Source organism: Streptomyces celluloflavus, from assembly GCA_000720995.1.
GTDB classification, from domain to species: Bacteria; Actinomycetota; Actinomycetes; order Streptomycetales; family Streptomycetaceae; genus Streptomyces; species Streptomyces celluloflavus.
Genome location: JOEL01000012.1, coordinates 74,980 through 89,614 on the forward strand (window position 1 = coordinate 74,980; position 14,635 = coordinate 89,614).

Genomic DNA, 14,635 nt, shown 5'->3' on the forward strand with positions numbered 1-14,635 from the left:
CAACCGCGCCGACTCTGCACTCTCCCGCTCCGTCTTGCCCGGGACTTTGCCAATTCCTCAGGCGTTACCCGTCAGTTGCCGCCTTGCCCGCCGCCTTCGCACCGGCCGGAACCGCGCTCTCGCCGGGCTTCAGCTCCGGGTGGTGGCAGGCCACCTGATGGCCGGTCCGCAGCGCGACCAGCGGCGGCTCGGTGGTGGCGCACTCCTCGGTCGCCTTCCAGCAGCGGGTACGGAACCGGCAGCCGGAGGGCGGGTTGATCGGCGACGGCACATCGCCCTTGAGCAGAATGCGGTCGCGGTCGGTCCGCCGCTTGGGGTCGGGCACCGGCACCGCGGACATCAGCGCCTTGGTGTACGGGTGCATCGGCGCACCGTAGAGCGACTGCCGGTCGCCCAACTCCACGATCTTTCCGAGGTACATGACCGCGATCCGGTCCGATACGTGCCGGATGACCGAGAGGTCGTGCGCGATGATGACGTAGGTCAGGCCCAGCTCGTCCTGGAGGTCGTCCATGAGGTTGACGACCTGCGCCTGGATGGAGACGTCCAGCGCGGAGACCGGCTCGTCGGCGACCACCAGCTTCGGCTTGAGCGCCAGCGCCCGCGCGATACCGATGCGCTGGCGCTGACCGCCGGAGAACTCGTGCGGATAGCGGTTGTAGTGCTCCGGGCTCAGACCCACCAGCTCCAGCAGCCGCTGCACCTCCTTCTTGACCCCGCCCTCGGGCTCGACGCCCTGGAGCCGGAAGGGGGTGCTGACGATCCCGCCGATGGTGTGCCGCGGGTTCAGCGAACCGTACGGGTCCTGGAAGATCATCTGGATGTCGCGGCGCATCGGCCGCAGCTTGCCCGTGGACAGATGCGTGATGTCCGTGCCCTCGAACTCGATGGCACCGCCGGTGGGCTCGTCGAGACGGGTGATCAGCCGGCCCATCGTCGACTTGCCGCAGCCGGACTCGCCGACGACGCCGAGCGTCTCCCCGGGCCGGACGTCGAAGTCGATGCCGTCGACCGCCTGCACCGCCCCGACCTGCCGCTTGAGCAGGCCCTTGGTGATCGGGAAGTGCCGGACCAGACCGCGCACCCGCAGCAGCGGCTCGGCGTCCCCGGCGGGCTGCCGCGGCGTGCCGGACCCGTCCGGACCGTCCTTCGGCCCCTCGGCCGCCGTCTTCCCGGCCGCCTGCTGCGGCGGGATCTTCTTGCTCTCGTCGTCAGTCGTCTCGGTCACAGCCTCGGCGCAATCTCTTCGGTCCAGATACGCTCCCGCTCCTCCTGCGTCATGTGGCAGGCGGAGAAATGCCCGCCCGCGACCTGGCGCAGTTCGGGGCGCACCGTGCGGGTGACATCGTCCTTGGGGACATCCGCGTACGGGCAACGGGGGTTGAAGGCACACCCGGACGGCACGTTGATCAGGCTGGGCGGCGATCCCTTGACGGGGATGAGCCGGTCGGTCTGATCGCGGTCGATCCGCGGCATGGAGCCGAGCAGGCCCCAGGTGTACGGGTGCTGCGGCGCGGAGAAGACCTCCGCCGCCGGTCCGCGCTCGATGCACCGCCCGCCGTACATCACCAGCAGGTCGTCCGCGAGCTCGGCGACCACCCCCAGGTCGTGGGTGATGATGATGACCGCCGAGCCGAACTCCTTCTGCAGATCGCGGATCAGGTCCAGGATCTGCGCCTGGACGGTGACGTCCAGCGCGGTGGTCGGCTCGTCCGCGATCAGCAGCTCGGGGTTGTTGACCAGCGCCATCGCGATCATGGCGCGCTGGCGCATACCGCCCGAGAACTGGTGCGGATGGTCGTCCACCCGCTTGTCGGGCTGCGGGATGCCGACCCGGTCGAGCATCTCGACCGCCCGCTTGCGCGCGGTCTTCTTGTCGACGTCGTGGTGGACGCGGTACGCCTCCACGATCTGCTGGCCGACCGTGTAGAAGGGGTGCAGCGCGGACAGCGGGTCCTGGAAGATCATCGCCATCTCGCGGCCGCGCAGCCGGCGGACCTCGTCCGGGTCCGCACCGACCAGTTCCTTGCCGTCCAGCCAGATCTCGCCGGACATCCGCACCTTGCTGCGCTGCTGGCGCGAGGCGCGGTGCAGGCCCATCACGGCGAGCGAGGTCACGGACTTGCCGGACCCGGACTCGCCGACGACGCCGAGCGTCTTGCCCTTCTCCAGGCTGAAGGTGAGCCCGTCGACGGACTTGACGATGCCGTCGTCGGTCGGGAAGTGCACCTTCAGATCCCGCACTTCGAGGAAGGCGGTGGGCGGGCCGGCGGCACCGGCCGCCGCCGGCTGCGCCGCCTCGCTCCCCTTGGCGGCCTTCTCGGCCTTTACCGCCTTCTCGGCTTTCGCGGCCTTGTCTGCTTTTCCGGCCTTCGCGGCCTTCCCGGCCTTCGCGGCCGGCTCGGTCTGGTTCTCGGAGGAGTCGGTCACGAGAGCCTCACCCGCGGGTCTACGGCGGCGTACAGCACGTCCACCACCAGGTTGCAAAGGACGATGAAGAACGCGGCGAGCAGGGTGACACCGAGGACCTTCGGCAGGTCGTTGTCGGTGATCGCCTGTACCGCGAAGGCACCGACTCCCTGGAGGGAGAAGACCTGTTCGGTGATGAGCGCACCGCCCAGCAGCAGACCCAGGTCCATACCGAAGACCGTGATGATCGGGGTGAGCGCCGCCCGCAGACCGTGCCGAACGACGACCTTGCGCTCGTGCAGACCCTTGGCCCGCGCGGTGCGGATGTAGTCCTCGCCCAGCGTTTCCATCATGCCCGCTCTGGTGAGGCGGGCGTAGAGCGCCGAATAGAGGAAGGCCAGCGTGACCCAGGGCAGAACCAGGGTTCTCGCCCAGAGGAACGGATTCTCGAACAGCGGGATGTAGTCGCTTCGCTCGAAGATCGGCCATTGGTAGGTGAACAGGGCCAGCGCCAGGGCGCCGGTGAAGAACATGGGGAGCGAGACGCCGGCCAGGGCCACACCCATGGAGAGCCGGTCGAAGATCGAGCCGGGGCGGAGCGCGGAGATGACACCGGTGGAGATACCGGAGACCAGCCAGACGACCGCCGCACCGAAGGCCAGCGACATGGTGACCGGAAGGCGCGACTGTATCTCGGGCCAGACCTCGATATGGGTCTTGAAGGAGTATCCGAAGCACGGCACGTTGCAACGCGCCGCTTCCGGGCCGAACTTGTAGTCGACGCCGACGAAGATGCCCTTGAGGAAGTCCCAGTACTGCTCGTACACGGGCTTGTCCAAGCCGAGGTTCTTCTTCACCGCGGCGATGTCCGCGGGTGTGGGGGCCTTTCCGATGTACTGCTGGGCAAGCTGGTCAGTGGTCTGCCCGGCGAGCTTCGGCAGCAGGAAGAAGATGCCGAAGGTGACCGCGCTGACGATCAGCAGCAGGATCACCGCGCTGATCAACCTGCGGATGATGTACGAGAACACGGGGATGCGGCGTCGGTGCCCGCGGGCCACGGAGGCCCGCGGGCACCAATGCCTTCACCTGCCTTCCGGGGCTTACTTCTTGACGCCGACGTTGAGGTAGTCGTACTGACCGCTGTACGCGGAGGTCGACACCAGGTTGGTGGCCTTGGGAGAGCGGTAGTTCAGGACCTTGAAGTAGGTGAGCGGGACGATCGCGGCCTGCTCCATCGCCTTCTTGTCGACCTCGGCGTACGCCTTCTCCCGCGCGGCCTTGTCGGTGTTGGCGATCGCGGTGTCCAGGAGGTTGTTGATCTCCGGGTTGTCCAGCTGCGACAGGTTGGAGATACCGGACGTGCCGATGGCCTTGCCGTTGAGGATCTGCTGGAGGTAGCCGTAGCCGGTCGGGAAGTCAGCGCCCCACTGCATCATCATCAGGCCGACGTTGTTCTGCTTGGTGAACTCCGGCACACCCGCGTAGTCCGAGAAGTACTTGCTGGAGGGGTACTGCTGGATCTTGGCGTTGATGCCGATCTTCTTCAGCGAGTCGATGACCGAGGTCGCCGCGTCCACCTCTTCCTGGCGGTCGCTGCGGGCCAGGATGGTGGTGCTGATCTTGCCGGCACCGCACGCGTCCCAGTGCTTCTTGGCCTCGGTCAGGTCCAGCGCGTCACCCGAGTACTTCTGCGGGTACAGGTCGAACTTCTGGTAGCCGTCGATGTCCGTCGGCAGGACGGTGGAGGCGATGTCACCACGGATCGGGCCGCCCAGCGCCGTCTGCACCGCCTTCTTGTCGATGGCGTACTCGACGGCCTTGCGGCACTCGACGTTGTCGAACGGCTTCACCTGGGTGTTGATCGCCGTGTAGGACAGCCGCTGCCCGAGGGCGTTGTCGGTGTTGTCCTTGTCCTTGGAGTTCGTCAGGAGCTGCGCCTGGGTCTGCGCGTCCACGCCCTTGCCCGCCAGGTCCAGGTTCGTGGCACCGGACTTGAGGTCCTTGTCGATGGTGGACTGGGCCACCTTCAGCTTCAGGGTGATCTTCTCGGGCAGCTGCTTGCGCAGCGGGTCCGTCGCGGCCGACCACTGCGGGTTGCGCACCAGGGTGAGCTGCTTGCCCTCTTCGTAGCTCTCGAACTTGTACGAGCCGGAGGAGACCACCGACTTGGTGTAGTCGGCGCCCTTGTCCTTGGCCTGCGGGACGGGGGCGGTCTGCGGCGCGCTGACCAGGTAGTCGAACTCCGCGAACGGCTTCTTCAGGTGGAAGATGAGGGTCTGCTCGTCCGGGGTCTCGATGGACTTCAGGCCCTCCTTGCTCTTGTCCTTGTACGGGCCCTTGTAGCCGTCCTCGTTGTCCTCAAGGAACTGCTGGAAGTAGTTCGGGCCCAGGGAGAGCGTGTCGCGGGCGAAGTTGCTGCGCTCGATCGCGTACTTGACGTCCTGCGAGGTGACGGCGGAGCCGTCCTCGTACTTGACGCCCTTGCGGATCTTGTACGTCCAGGTCTTGCCGCCGTCGCTCGGCTTGCCCATCGACTCGGCGAGGTCGGGGGTCAGCTCGTTGCCCTTCGGGCCGGGGCCCGGCTTGAAGGTTGTCAGCGAACGCGCGTAGAGGCGGCTGAAGTTGTAGACGAAGGCGTAGTACGTGTTGCCCGGGTCGAAGGACTCGGGCGCGTCGCTCATCTCGTAGTTGAGCGTGCCGCCCTTCTCGTCCGAGGCGTTGACGATCCCCTGGGTGGCGGCGTTCGCCTTCGCGGACCCGCCGCTGCTGGAGCCGCCGCCCCCGCTGCAACCGGCCAGCAGGAGGCCGGTACTGGTGATGGCCGCTATCGCCGCGACCGGAGCTGACCTTCGCATGATGGTCTGTGTCCCCTTCGTTCGTCGAAAACCGTTGAAACCGTCGAAACCGTTCAAAAGTCCGGAAAAGCTGAAAACTTGATGGAAGCTTCTGGGCAGATGCCCGGCAGGCGTCAGCGGCTGCGCGGGTCCAGCGCGTCCCGCAGACCGTCACCGAGCAGGTTGAACGCGAGCACGGTGACGAAGATGGCGAGACCGGGGACGATCATGTACTGAGGGTCGACCTCGTAGAACTTGACCGCCTGGTTGAGCATGCCGCCCCAGGACGCCTGGGGCGGCTGGATACCGACGCCGAGGAAGCTGAGCGCCGCCTCGAAGAGGATGTTGGAGGGGATCAGCAGCGTCGAGTAGACGACGATCGGGCCCACCAGGTTGGGCAGCAGTTCCCGGAAGAGAATGAAGGGGCCGCGCGCACCCATACCGCGCGCCGCGTCCACGAACTCCCGCTCGCGCAGCGACAGCGTCTGGGCCCGCACGATACGTCCCATATAGGGCCAGTTGAAGAAGCCGATCACGAAGATCAGCACCCCGAGGTGGAGCGGCAGACCGCTCAGCCCGAACGCGCCGCCCTGGAGCGAGGCGGAGATCGCAATGGCGAACAGCAGCAGCGGGAACGCCAGGAAGACGTCCATCAGCCGGCTGATGACCGCGTCGACCCGCCCGCGGTAGAAGCCCGCGACCACACCGAGGACGGTGCCGATCGCCACGGACAGCAGGGTCGCCCCGAAGGCCACGATCAGCGAGACCCAGGAGCCCTCCAGCACACGGGCCAGCAGGTCACGGCCGAACTTGGGGTCCACGCCCAGCGGGTGGTCGGCGCTCATTCCGCCGAAATCGCCCTTGGGCAGCGTGGTGTTGGGGTCGATCAGCGCCTGGTTCGGGCTGTTCGGGTCCAGGCCCAGCAGGGCCTGGAGGGGGCGGGAGAGTGCGGCGATCGCGATGAGCAGGACGACGACGACGGCGCCGGCCACGGCGATCTTGTCGCGCCGGAAGCGCAGCCAGGCGATCTGGCCGAGCGAGCGCCCCTCGATCCGCTTTTTCTCGACGCCCTGAAGCACCGCTTCCGGCTGCGCCTCGGCAGCCGCCCCGGTGGTCTCGATCGGTGCGGTCACGGTGCCTTTGACCCCTCTCGGCCGACGGTGGCCGGCCCATGCCCGCCGCGGTAGCGGCCTGGTTCACATCACTCTGGCAAGTCGTCCGGGGCACCACGAAAATTCGCACAACGGAAGTTCGCAGATACCCGCAACGCCTGTCTGCATGGCGTTCGCACTCCGGGTTTAAACCCTGTGCTTGCGGGAGTCTTCATCGGATCCGCGATCAGTCACCAGACCTGACGGTGAATGGATGCGCAACTGTGATGTGGTCCAGGGGTTCCGATATCCGGACAACCGAGACGGCTCAGCGGACGAATCGGCGGTGGGAGCGAAGCTCAACCACGGGGCGCCCGGGGCGAATTACCGCGAGCAAGCGGCACGCCGGGGCGGCGGCACCGCGCGTCAGTAAGGGCGCGGGTATCCGTAGCCGTAGGACGGGGCGGGGGCCTGGCCGGCGGGCCGGCCGTAGTCGTCGCGGTCGAAGAACGGGCGCGCCGAGGCCCGCATCCACATCCCGACGGGGTCGTACTCGTCGTTCATCGCGACGGTCGATACGGGCAAACCATCCGGAACCGCCCCGATGGACTGCTGGATCATCAACCGCACCGCGTCCACGGCGAGTTGGCCGGTGTCGTACAGATCCAGCCCGATCGCCAAATATGGGACACCAAGGGCAGGTTGCACCCAAGCCCGGCGCAACGACCGCACAGCAGGCGTCCGGTGGGCATTTTGGACCAAGAGGGCATAGAACTGCGGGATGTCGAGGGCCGGTTCGGTGATCCGCAGCGGTCCGGCGGGCAGCCGGTCGAGGCCCCCGGCGATCCGGCGCAGATCCAGCCACGGGATGCCGACGCCGCCGCCGGGGGTGTGCGGGTTCAGCCACAGCCCCCAGCGGTCGGGGAAGAGCGCGGCGGCGATATCGGGGCCGGTGACGAGTTCGTGGTCACGGTTCCAGCCGGAGGCGGCGAGCTCGGACTCGGAGGTCACACACGGCGCGTAGCCGAGCCCCTCGACCTCCATGTTTCCGTACTGCGCGTCGGGCATCCCGGCCCGGCCGTGCCACAGGAGCATCCAGACCTGGCCGGCGGCGAGAGCGTGCAGCAGCGCTTCGTAGGCGTCGTACCGGCCGGGCGCGACCTGTTGCAGCATCTGCTCGACCTGGCCGGCCGCCGCGGCTCCCTGATGCGCACCCGCGCTCACGTGGTCCGTCCCTTCTTCGGCAGGGCACGTGGGGTGCGCCCGCCCGTCATCCAACCAGCTTACGAGTGGTCCCGGGAGTAGAAGGGCCGCACCCGCTCCAGCATCCGGTCGGCGACCGGATCGCCCTGCGCGATGTCCAGCATGACCAGCTGTACGGGCCAGGGCACCGGCACCGCTCCGAGCGCCCGGCCCAGCGCCGTCAGGACCGCCTGGTGGGCACTGCCGTCGTGCAGCGCCGCGGGGGCCGTCTCGACCTCGACGCCGACGAACAGCGCGGGCGTGTCGCCCTCGACGCTGGCCAGGGCACGCCGGGCGGTCAGCACGAAACCGGCGGCGGAGAACTCCAGTCCCGCCGCGGCCAGGAAGTCCACCGGCTCGTCCTGCCAGTCCGGTTCGAAGAGCCGCACCCGCCCGCCGGTCGCCGGGCCGTCCGCTTCCGTACGCCCCGTCCGGCAGAGCTCCGCCACCGCGGGCGGCGGCAGCGGGACGCCGACCGTGCCGTCGGGGTTGACCGCGATACCGAGCTGCGGCGGCAGCCCGCGGGCGAACTCCCGGGCGGGCGCGACCGCGAAGGACATCCGCTCCCCGACGACCCGCCGGAACTCCTGCTCGGAGCTGAAGACCGGGACGTACACCGCGCCGCCGATCTCGACGGTCGGCAGATCGAGACCCGGGGCCCCGGGGCCCGCGCTGTCCGGGCCGCCGCCGCTGGGCAGCGGCACCCACACCTGGCTGCGGCCCAGCGCCTCGACGATCCGGCCGCCCGCGCCCGGGTGCCCGAGCGATGCCGAGAGCACCTCTTCGAGCTCGTTCGCGGGCCACGCCAGTTGCGGTATCCCCTGCTCCTGAAAGTTCATGTTCATCCACCCGTTCCCGGCCGCGCTGTCTGGCCAACGACCCTAGCGGCTGGTGGCGGGGTGCGCGGACGACGGACGGGCGCGGGCGGCCGCGCCGGTGCGCGGCCGCCGCTGTCCGGAGCTGGGCGCGGCCGCCGCTATTCGAAGGTGACCGTCTCCAGCGCGCGGGCCGCCCGCCGGTCGAGCAGCACCGCCGAGGCGAAGCCGGCCGGCAGCCGGGCCGCCTCCGCCGCGCCGATCAGCCGGTCCACCGCCCTGCGGTGCCGGGCGAAGGCGTACCGGGAGACGCCGCGCCCCCGGGCCCGCTGGCCGGACCGCGCCGCCTCCGGCGGCACATCGAGCAGCACCAGATGCAGCCCGCGGCCGCCGCGGCCGGCCACCCGCGCGATCCAGCGCCGCACCCACACCAGCGTCCCGCAGTCGTGCACCACCACGCTGCCGCCGGAACGCAGCGCGCGGCGCAGCGCGAGGTAGTGGGCGGCCCGGACCAGCGGCCGGTAGAGGACGTACGGCAGCGGGCGCAGCCGGCCGCGCGCCCAGCGGGCGCGGACGTCCTGCGAATCGATGCGGTGCACCGCCCCGCCGCGCCGGTCCAGGGGCGCCACGGCGCGGCGCATCAGGGTGCTCTTGCCGCTGCCGGGCAGACCGGATATCACCACGAGGGCGCCCGCCGGGAAGCGCAGTCCGGCCGCGCGCCGGGCCGCGCGCAACCCCCTCAGGTCCAGGACCCCGGCACCGTCCGCGGGTCCGCCGGCGGCCGGGGGTGCGGGGGCGCGCCGGGCCGGGGGCGGCGGCGCGGCTCCCGTCGTAATCGCGCAGGCGGCTTCCTGGTGCACCGTGTTCGCCCTCCCCGTCCGGTGGGGTCCGGAGCGGGTCCGTCCCCTGCCGCAGAGTGTAAAGAAAAGGCAATGTGCGGTCCGGCGATTCACCGATCCGCCGCCGTCCCGAGCGGGGTGGCGGCCAGGTCTCCTGCATCCGGCGATCCCGTGCAATGATGTCGGCGCCACGTGCACACGAGTGCCCATCCGTGCACGTCCAACTGCATACCGGCCGCTTGAATCCGCGCGGGAGAGTCCCCGGCCGCCACGGCGGGGCGCCGAAGGAGCAAGTCCTCCCTTGAATCTCTCAGGCCCCTATACCGCGCGGGCGAGGCAGATCTGAAAAGCGAGCCGCGGTGATGTGGCTCCACCCAAGGTGCAAACCGGGTTCCGCTCACGGACTCCCGGCGAACCTCTCAGGTTCCGATGACAGATGGGGAGAACGTCTTGTCACCCTTGCCTGGGAGCCCGGAACCATGACTGATGCCCCCCGCCGTACCGCGCTGGACGCCACGCACCGCGCGCTCGGCGCGACCATGACCGACTTCGCCGGCTGGGACATGCCGCTGCGCTACGCCAGTGAGCGCGACGAGCATGTCGCCGTCCGCACCCGCGCCGGCCTCTTCGACCTCTCCCACATGGGCGAGATCACCGTCACCGGCCCGCAAGCAGCCGACCTGCTCGACTACGCGCTGGTGGGCAACATCGGCGGCGTCAAGCCCGGCCGCGCCCGCTACACGATGATCTGCGACGCGGCGGGCGGCATCCTCGACGACCTGATCGTCTACCGCCTCGCCGACCTGGAGTACATGGTCGTCGCCAACGCCTCGAACGCCCAGGTGGTGCTGGACGCGCTGACCGCGCGGGCCGGCGGCTTCGACGCGGCGATCCGCGACGACCGGGACGCGTACGCGCTGCTCGCGGTGCAGGGCCCCGAGTCCCCCGGCATCCTCAAGTCGCTGACGGACGCCGATCTGGACGGCCTCAAGTACTACGCGGGCCTGCCCGGCACGGTCGCCGGGGTGGACGCGCTGATCGCCCGTACCGGATACACCGGCGAGGACGGCTTCGAGCTGTTCGTACGGCCCGCCGACGCGGCCGCGCTGTGGGCGGCGCTGACCGAGGCGGGCAAGGACGCCGGTCTCGTCCCGTGCGGCCTGTCCTGCCGGGACACGCTGCGCCTGGAGGCGGGCATGCCGCTGTACGGGCACGAGCTGACCACCGCGACCACACCGTTCGACGCGGGCCTCGGCCGGGTCGTGAAATTCGAGAAGACCACCAACGGCGGCGCCTTCGTGGGCCGGGACGCGCTGGCGGCGGCCGCCGCGCGCGCCGAGGCCAGCCCGCCGCGCAAGCTCGTCGGCCTGGCCGCCAAGGGCCGCCGGGTGCCGCGCGCCGGTTACCAGGTCGTCGCGGCCGACGGCACCGTCATCGGCGAGGTCACCTCCGGGGCCCCCTCCCCCACCCTCGGGAAGCCGATCGCCATCGCGTATGTCGACGCGGCGTACGCCGAACCGGGCACCGAGGGCGTCGCCGTGGACATCCGCGGCAGCCATGAGGCGTACGACGTCGTCGCGCTGCCCTTCTACAAGCGGCAGAAGTAGCGCCCGGCGCCGGCCCGCGCGCGTGCGCGGCGGCGCCGGCGCGCCCGACGCGTCTCACTGGGCAAGACCCCTTTCACGATCACACCACCGCGTACAGGAGAATCAAGACATGAGCAACCCCCAGCAGCTGCGCTACAGCAAGGAGCACGAGTGGCTGTCGGACGCCGCGGAGGGCGTCTCGACGGTCGGCATCACCGAGCACGCCTCCAACGCGCTCGGCGACGTCGTCTACGTGGACCTTCCCGAGGTCGGCACGACGGTCACGGCGGGCGAGACCTGCGGTGAGCTGGAGTCGACCAAGTCGGTCAGCGATCTCTACTCGCCCGTCGACGGCGAGGTCACCGAGGTCAACGAGGAGGTCGTCGGCGACCCCTCGCTGGTGAACTCCGCCCCGTTCGAGGGCGGTTGGCTGTTCAAGGTGAAGCTCACCGGCGAGCCGGACGATCTGCTCACGGCCGACGAGTACACCGCCTTCACCGCCGGCTGAGACCGCTCCGCAGGCCACCCGCCACCGCCCACGTGGAAGCGCTTCGCGCCCCCTGACCCTCCAGGAAAGACTCATGTCGCTTCTCAACAGCTCCCTCCATGAGCTCGACCCCGACGTCGCCGCCGCCGTCGACGCCGAGCTCCACCGTCAGCAGTCCACCCTCGAAATGATCGCGTCGGAGAACTTCGCTCCGGTCGCCGTCATGGAGGCCCAGGGCTCCGTCCTCACCAACAAGTACGCCGAGGGCTACCCGGGCCGCCGCTACTACGGCGGCTGCGAGCACGTCGACGTCGTCGAGCAGATCGCCATCGACCGGATCAAGGCGCTGTTCGGCGCCGAGGCCGCCAACGTCCAGCCGCACTCGGGCGCGCAGGCCAACGCGGCCGCGATGTTCGCGCTGATCAAGCCGGGTGACACCATCCTGGGCCTGAACCTCGCGCACGGCGGGCACCTCACCCACGGTATGAAGATCAACTTCTCCGGCAAGCTCTACAACGTGGTGCCCTACCACGTCGACGAGAAGTCGAACCTGGTCGACATGGACGAGGTCGAGCGGCTCGCCAAGGAGCACCGCCCGAAGCTGATCGTGGCCGGCTGGTCCGCGTACCCGCGCCAGCTGGACTTCGCCGCCTTCCGCCGGATCGCGGACGAGGTCGGCGCGTACCTGATGGTCGACATGGCGCACTTCGCCGGTCTGGTCGCGGCGGGGCTGCACCCCTCCCCCGTACCGCACGCGCATGTCGTCACGACCACCACGCACAAGACCCTCGGCGGTCCGCGCGGTGGCGTGATCCTCTCCACCCAGGAGCTCGCCAAGAAGATCAACTCGGCGGTCTTCCCGGGCCAGCAGGGCGGTCCGCTGGAGCATGTGATCGCGGCGAAGGCGGTGTCCTTCAAGGTCGCGGCGTCCGAGGAGTTCAAGGAGCGCCAGCAGCGCACCCTGGACGGCGCCCGCATCCTCGCCGAGCGGCTGATGCGGTCCGATGTGACGGAGGCCGGTGTCTCCGTCCTGTCCGGCGGTACGGACGTCCACCTCGTCCTGGTCGACCTGCGCAACAGCGAGCTCGACGGCCAGCAGGCGGAGGACCGGCTCCACGAGGTCGGCATCACCGTCAACCGCAACGCCATCCCGAACGACCCGCGGCCGCCGATGGTCACCTCGGGTCTGCGGATCGGCACCCCGGCGCTGGCCACTCGCGGCTTCCAGGACGCGGACTTCCGCGAGGTGGCGGACATCATCGCCGAGGCGCTGAAGCCGGCGTACGACGCCGAGTCGCTCAAGGCCCGGGTCACCGCCCTCGCCGACAAGCACCCGCTGTACCCGACCCTGTGACACGTTTCACGAGGTGACCGCGGGAGCCCGCCGGAAAGACGGCGGGTGCGGGACGAACGGGCCGCGAGCCCGGGGCCGTTGGTCCCGGGCTCGTGGTCTGTCTACCTGGCTTTTTGCGATTTTTCAGCAAATAAGGTGTCAGTAGCCACTCAATGACGAGCGGCTTTTTCCACGACATCAGGACGGACACGCACTCCATGGACATGAGCGCGGGCAACCGGAAGGGGCTCAGCCTCTTCGCCTTGATCATGATCGGCATCGGCTCGATCTTCGGCTCCGGCTGGCTCTTCGGCGCCGGCGCCGCGGCCCAGGTCGCGGGCCCGGCGGCACTGGTCGCCTGGGTGATCGGCGCGGTCTTCATCGGCATGATCGCCATGTCCTACGCGGAGGTCGGCTCCGCCTATCCGATACCCGGCGGTATGGCCCGCTACGGCCACATCTCGCACGGCCCGGTGCTCGGCTTCATCACCGGCTGGGCGGTGTGGATCGCGGTCGCCTCACTGATCCCGATCGAGTCGATCGCCGCCACCCAGTACATGGCGTCCTGGAACTTCGGCTGGGCCCAGGGCCTGGTCGACCCGGGCAGCAACCAGCTCACGACGGCCGGTATGGGCGTCGCGATGCTGCTGACCGTCGCGCTCTGGCTGACCTGCTACTGGTCGGTACAGCTGCTGGCCCGCGCCAACACCTTCCTCACGCTGATCAAGTTCGCGATCCCGGTACTCGCCGTGATCGCCCTGATCGCATCCGGTTTCCACACCTCCAACTTCACCTCGCAGGGCGGCTTCGCCCCGTACGGCTGGCCCGCGGTGCTCACCGCCGTCACCACCTCCGGTGTCGTCTTCGCCTTCAACGGCTTCCAGGCCGTGGTCAATCTCGGCGGCGCCGCCAAGAACCCCGGCCGGGCCATCCCGATCGCCCTGGTCGGCGCGCTCTCGCTGGGCCTGGTGATCTACCTGGCGCTGCAGACCGCCTTCCTCGGCGCCGTGCCGCCCGAGCAGCTCGCCCAGGCCGGCGGCTGGCAGGGCGTGAACTTCAGCTCGCCCTTCGCCGACCTCGCCAAGCTGCTGATGCTGCACTGGGTCGTCACGATGCTCCAGTTCGGCGCGTTCATCTCGCCGGCCGGCTCCAACATCGCCAACGTCGCGTCCGCCGCGTACATGGTCAAGAACCTCTCCGAGACCGGCTTCTTCCCCAAGAAGCTGGCCGCGGTGCACCCCAAGTACGGCACCGCGCGCCCCGCGATGTGGCTCAACCTCGGCTTCTCCTTCCTCCTGCTGCTCACCGTCGGCCACAGCTGGCAGGCGCTGGCCAGCGTGATCTCGGCCGCCATGGTCATCTCGTACCTCATCGGCCCGATCGCGGTCGGCGTCTTCCGGCAGACCAAGCCGGAGCTCCCGCGCCCCTTCCGGCTGCCCGCCGCCAAGATCCTCTGTCCCATCACCTTCGCCTTCGCCGCCTGCGCCCTGTACTGGTCCAAGTGGCCCGACACCGGCAAGGTCGCGCTGCTCACGCTGGTCTCCGTGCCGATCGCCGCGATCGTCCTGCGCCGCAAGGGTGAGCGGAACCTGCGCCGGCAGTTCGCACCCGCCTGGTGGATGGTCGCCTTCCTGCTGTGGATGGCGCTGCTCTCGGCGCTCGGCAGCACCGATTTCGGCGGCCGGGGCACCATCCCCGGCGGCCTGGACATCGCCCTCGTCGCCCTCTCCGCCGTGGCCTTCTACTTCTGGGCGGTCCGCGCCGGGGTCAAGGCCCATCAGGCGGGGCTGCCGGGCCCGGACCCGGTCATCGACGGCGCGGACACCGCACCGGCCGCGGACCACGAGGCCATCGCTCCGGCCGGGACCGTCGGGACCGCGCCGGCACCCTCCGTTTCCCCCGGCGACGGCCGCCCGAAGACCTCCGTCTGACGGCCTGTGCCGTCGCCGGGTTACGCTCGACAGTCGGCGCAGAAACGCACAACCTGCCCCATTGCTCC

12 protein-coding genes and 2 riboswitches are annotated in these 14,635 nt (G+C 69.6%); of the genes, 4 read left to right on the plus strand and 8 right to left on the minus strand.

Annotated features, from left to right (window positions below; genetic code table 11):
* Positions 1-64 precede the first annotated feature (64 nt).
* The 8 genes from IH09_RS12925 to IH09_RS12960 all read right to left on the minus strand — a co-directional run bounded on the left by IH09_RS12925 (position 65) and on the right by IH09_RS12960 (position 9,251).
* A complete protein-coding gene (locus IH09_RS12925; protein WP_052856346.1) occupies positions 65-1,228 on the minus strand; it encodes an ABC transporter ATP-binding protein in 1,164 nt (387 codons plus the stop codon).
* A complete protein-coding gene (locus tag IH09_RS12930; protein ID WP_242640885.1) occupies positions 1,225-2,244 on the minus strand; it encodes an ABC transporter ATP-binding protein in 1,020 nt (339 codons plus the stop codon). The genes IH09_RS12925 and IH09_RS12930 overlap by 4 nt, the downstream gene beginning before the upstream one ends.
* Positions 2,245-2,426: 182 nt before the next feature.
* A complete protein-coding gene (locus IH09_RS12935; RefSeq protein WP_052856537.1) occupies positions 2,427-3,437 on the minus strand; it encodes an ABC transporter permease in 1,011 nt (336 codons plus the stop codon).
* Positions 3,438-3,509: 72 nt separating this feature from the next.
* Complete coding sequence (locus IH09_RS12940) at positions 3,510-5,264, minus strand: ABC transporter substrate-binding protein (RefSeq protein ID WP_052856348.1); 1,755 nt, start codon at positions 5,262-5,264, stop codon at positions 3,510-3,512.
* Positions 5,265-5,377: 113 nt separating this feature from the next.
* On the minus strand, positions 5,378-6,376 hold the full coding sequence (locus IH09_RS12945) for an ABC transporter permease (protein ID WP_052856349.1): 999 nt from the start codon (positions 6,374-6,376) through the stop codon (positions 5,378-5,380).
* A 384-nt stretch (positions 6,377-6,760) separates the two neighbouring features.
* Positions 6,761-7,558, minus strand: coding sequence for an enhanced serine sensitivity protein SseB C-terminal domain-containing protein (locus IH09_RS12950; protein WP_052856350.1), 798 nt, complete (start codon positions 7,556-7,558; stop codon positions 6,761-6,763).
* Between the two features lie 59 nt (positions 7,559-7,617).
* Positions 7,618-8,415 (minus strand): enhanced serine sensitivity protein SseB, encoded by a 798-nt coding sequence (locus IH09_RS12955; protein ID WP_094793168.1) that lies wholly within the window; start codon positions 8,413-8,415, stop codon positions 7,618-7,620.
* 137 nt (positions 8,416-8,552) lie between these two features.
* A complete protein-coding gene (locus IH09_RS12960) occupies positions 8,553-9,251 on the minus strand; it encodes an AAA family ATPase (RefSeq protein WP_052856352.1) in 699 nt (232 codons plus the stop codon).
* 219 nt (positions 9,252-9,470) lie between these two features.
* Positions 9,471-9,566, plus strand: a riboswitch (glycine riboswitch).
* A riboswitch (glycine riboswitch) is annotated at positions 9,567-9,676 on the plus strand.
* A gap of 33 nt (positions 9,677-9,709) precedes the next feature.
* On the opposite strand from IH09_RS12960, the gene gcvT reads away from it, so the two are divergent.
* The 4 genes from gcvT (at position 9,710) to IH09_RS12980 (ending at position 14,567) form a co-directional block, all read left to right on the plus strand.
* Entirely contained in the window at positions 9,710-10,837 is a 1,128-nt protein-coding gene (gene gcvT, locus IH09_RS12965; RefSeq protein WP_052856353.1) for a glycine cleavage system aminomethyltransferase GcvT, read from the plus strand.
* Positions 10,838-10,946: 109 nt separating this feature from the next.
* Positions 10,947-11,324, plus strand: a complete 378-nt coding sequence (gene gcvH, locus IH09_RS12970) for a glycine cleavage system protein GcvH (protein ID WP_052856354.1) — start codon at positions 10,947-10,949, stop codon at positions 11,322-11,324.
* A gap of 73 nt (positions 11,325-11,397) precedes the next feature.
* A complete protein-coding gene (glyA, locus tag IH09_RS12975; RefSeq protein ID WP_052856355.1) occupies positions 11,398-12,657 on the plus strand; it encodes a serine hydroxymethyltransferase in 1,260 nt (419 codons plus the stop codon).
* Between the two features lie 197 nt (positions 12,658-12,854).
* Positions 12,855-14,567: an APC family permease gene (locus IH09_RS12980; RefSeq protein ID WP_052856538.1), complete on the plus strand. Its 1,713-nt coding sequence runs from the start codon at positions 12,855-12,857 to the stop codon at positions 14,565-14,567.
* The last annotated feature ends 68 nt before the right edge of the window (positions 14,568-14,635 follow it).

Excerpts from the sequence above, each read along its gene's own strand:
- gcvT (WP_052856353.1), top strand. The coding sequence starts at position 9,710 with ATGACTGATGCCCCCCGCCGTACCGCGCTGGACGCCACGCACCGCGCG.
- gcvH (WP_052856354.1), top strand. The coding sequence starts at position 10,947 with ATGAGCAACCCCCAGCAGCTGCGCTACAGCAAGGAGCACGAGTGGCTG.
- IH09_RS12980 (WP_052856538.1), top strand. The coding sequence starts at position 12,855 with ATGGACATGAGCGCGGGCAACCGGAAGGGGCTCAGCCTCTTCGCCTTG.
- glyA (WP_052856355.1), top strand. The coding sequence starts at position 11,398 with ATGTCGCTTCTCAACAGCTCCCTCCATGAGCTCGACCCCGACGTCGCC.
- IH09_RS12955 (WP_094793168.1), bottom strand. The coding sequence starts at position 8,415 with ATGAACTTTCAGGAGCAGGGGATACCGCAACTGGCGTGGCCCGCGAAC.
- IH09_RS12940 (WP_052856348.1), bottom strand. The coding sequence starts at position 5,264 with ATGCGAAGGTCAGCTCCGGTCGCGGCGATAGCGGCCATCACCAGTACC.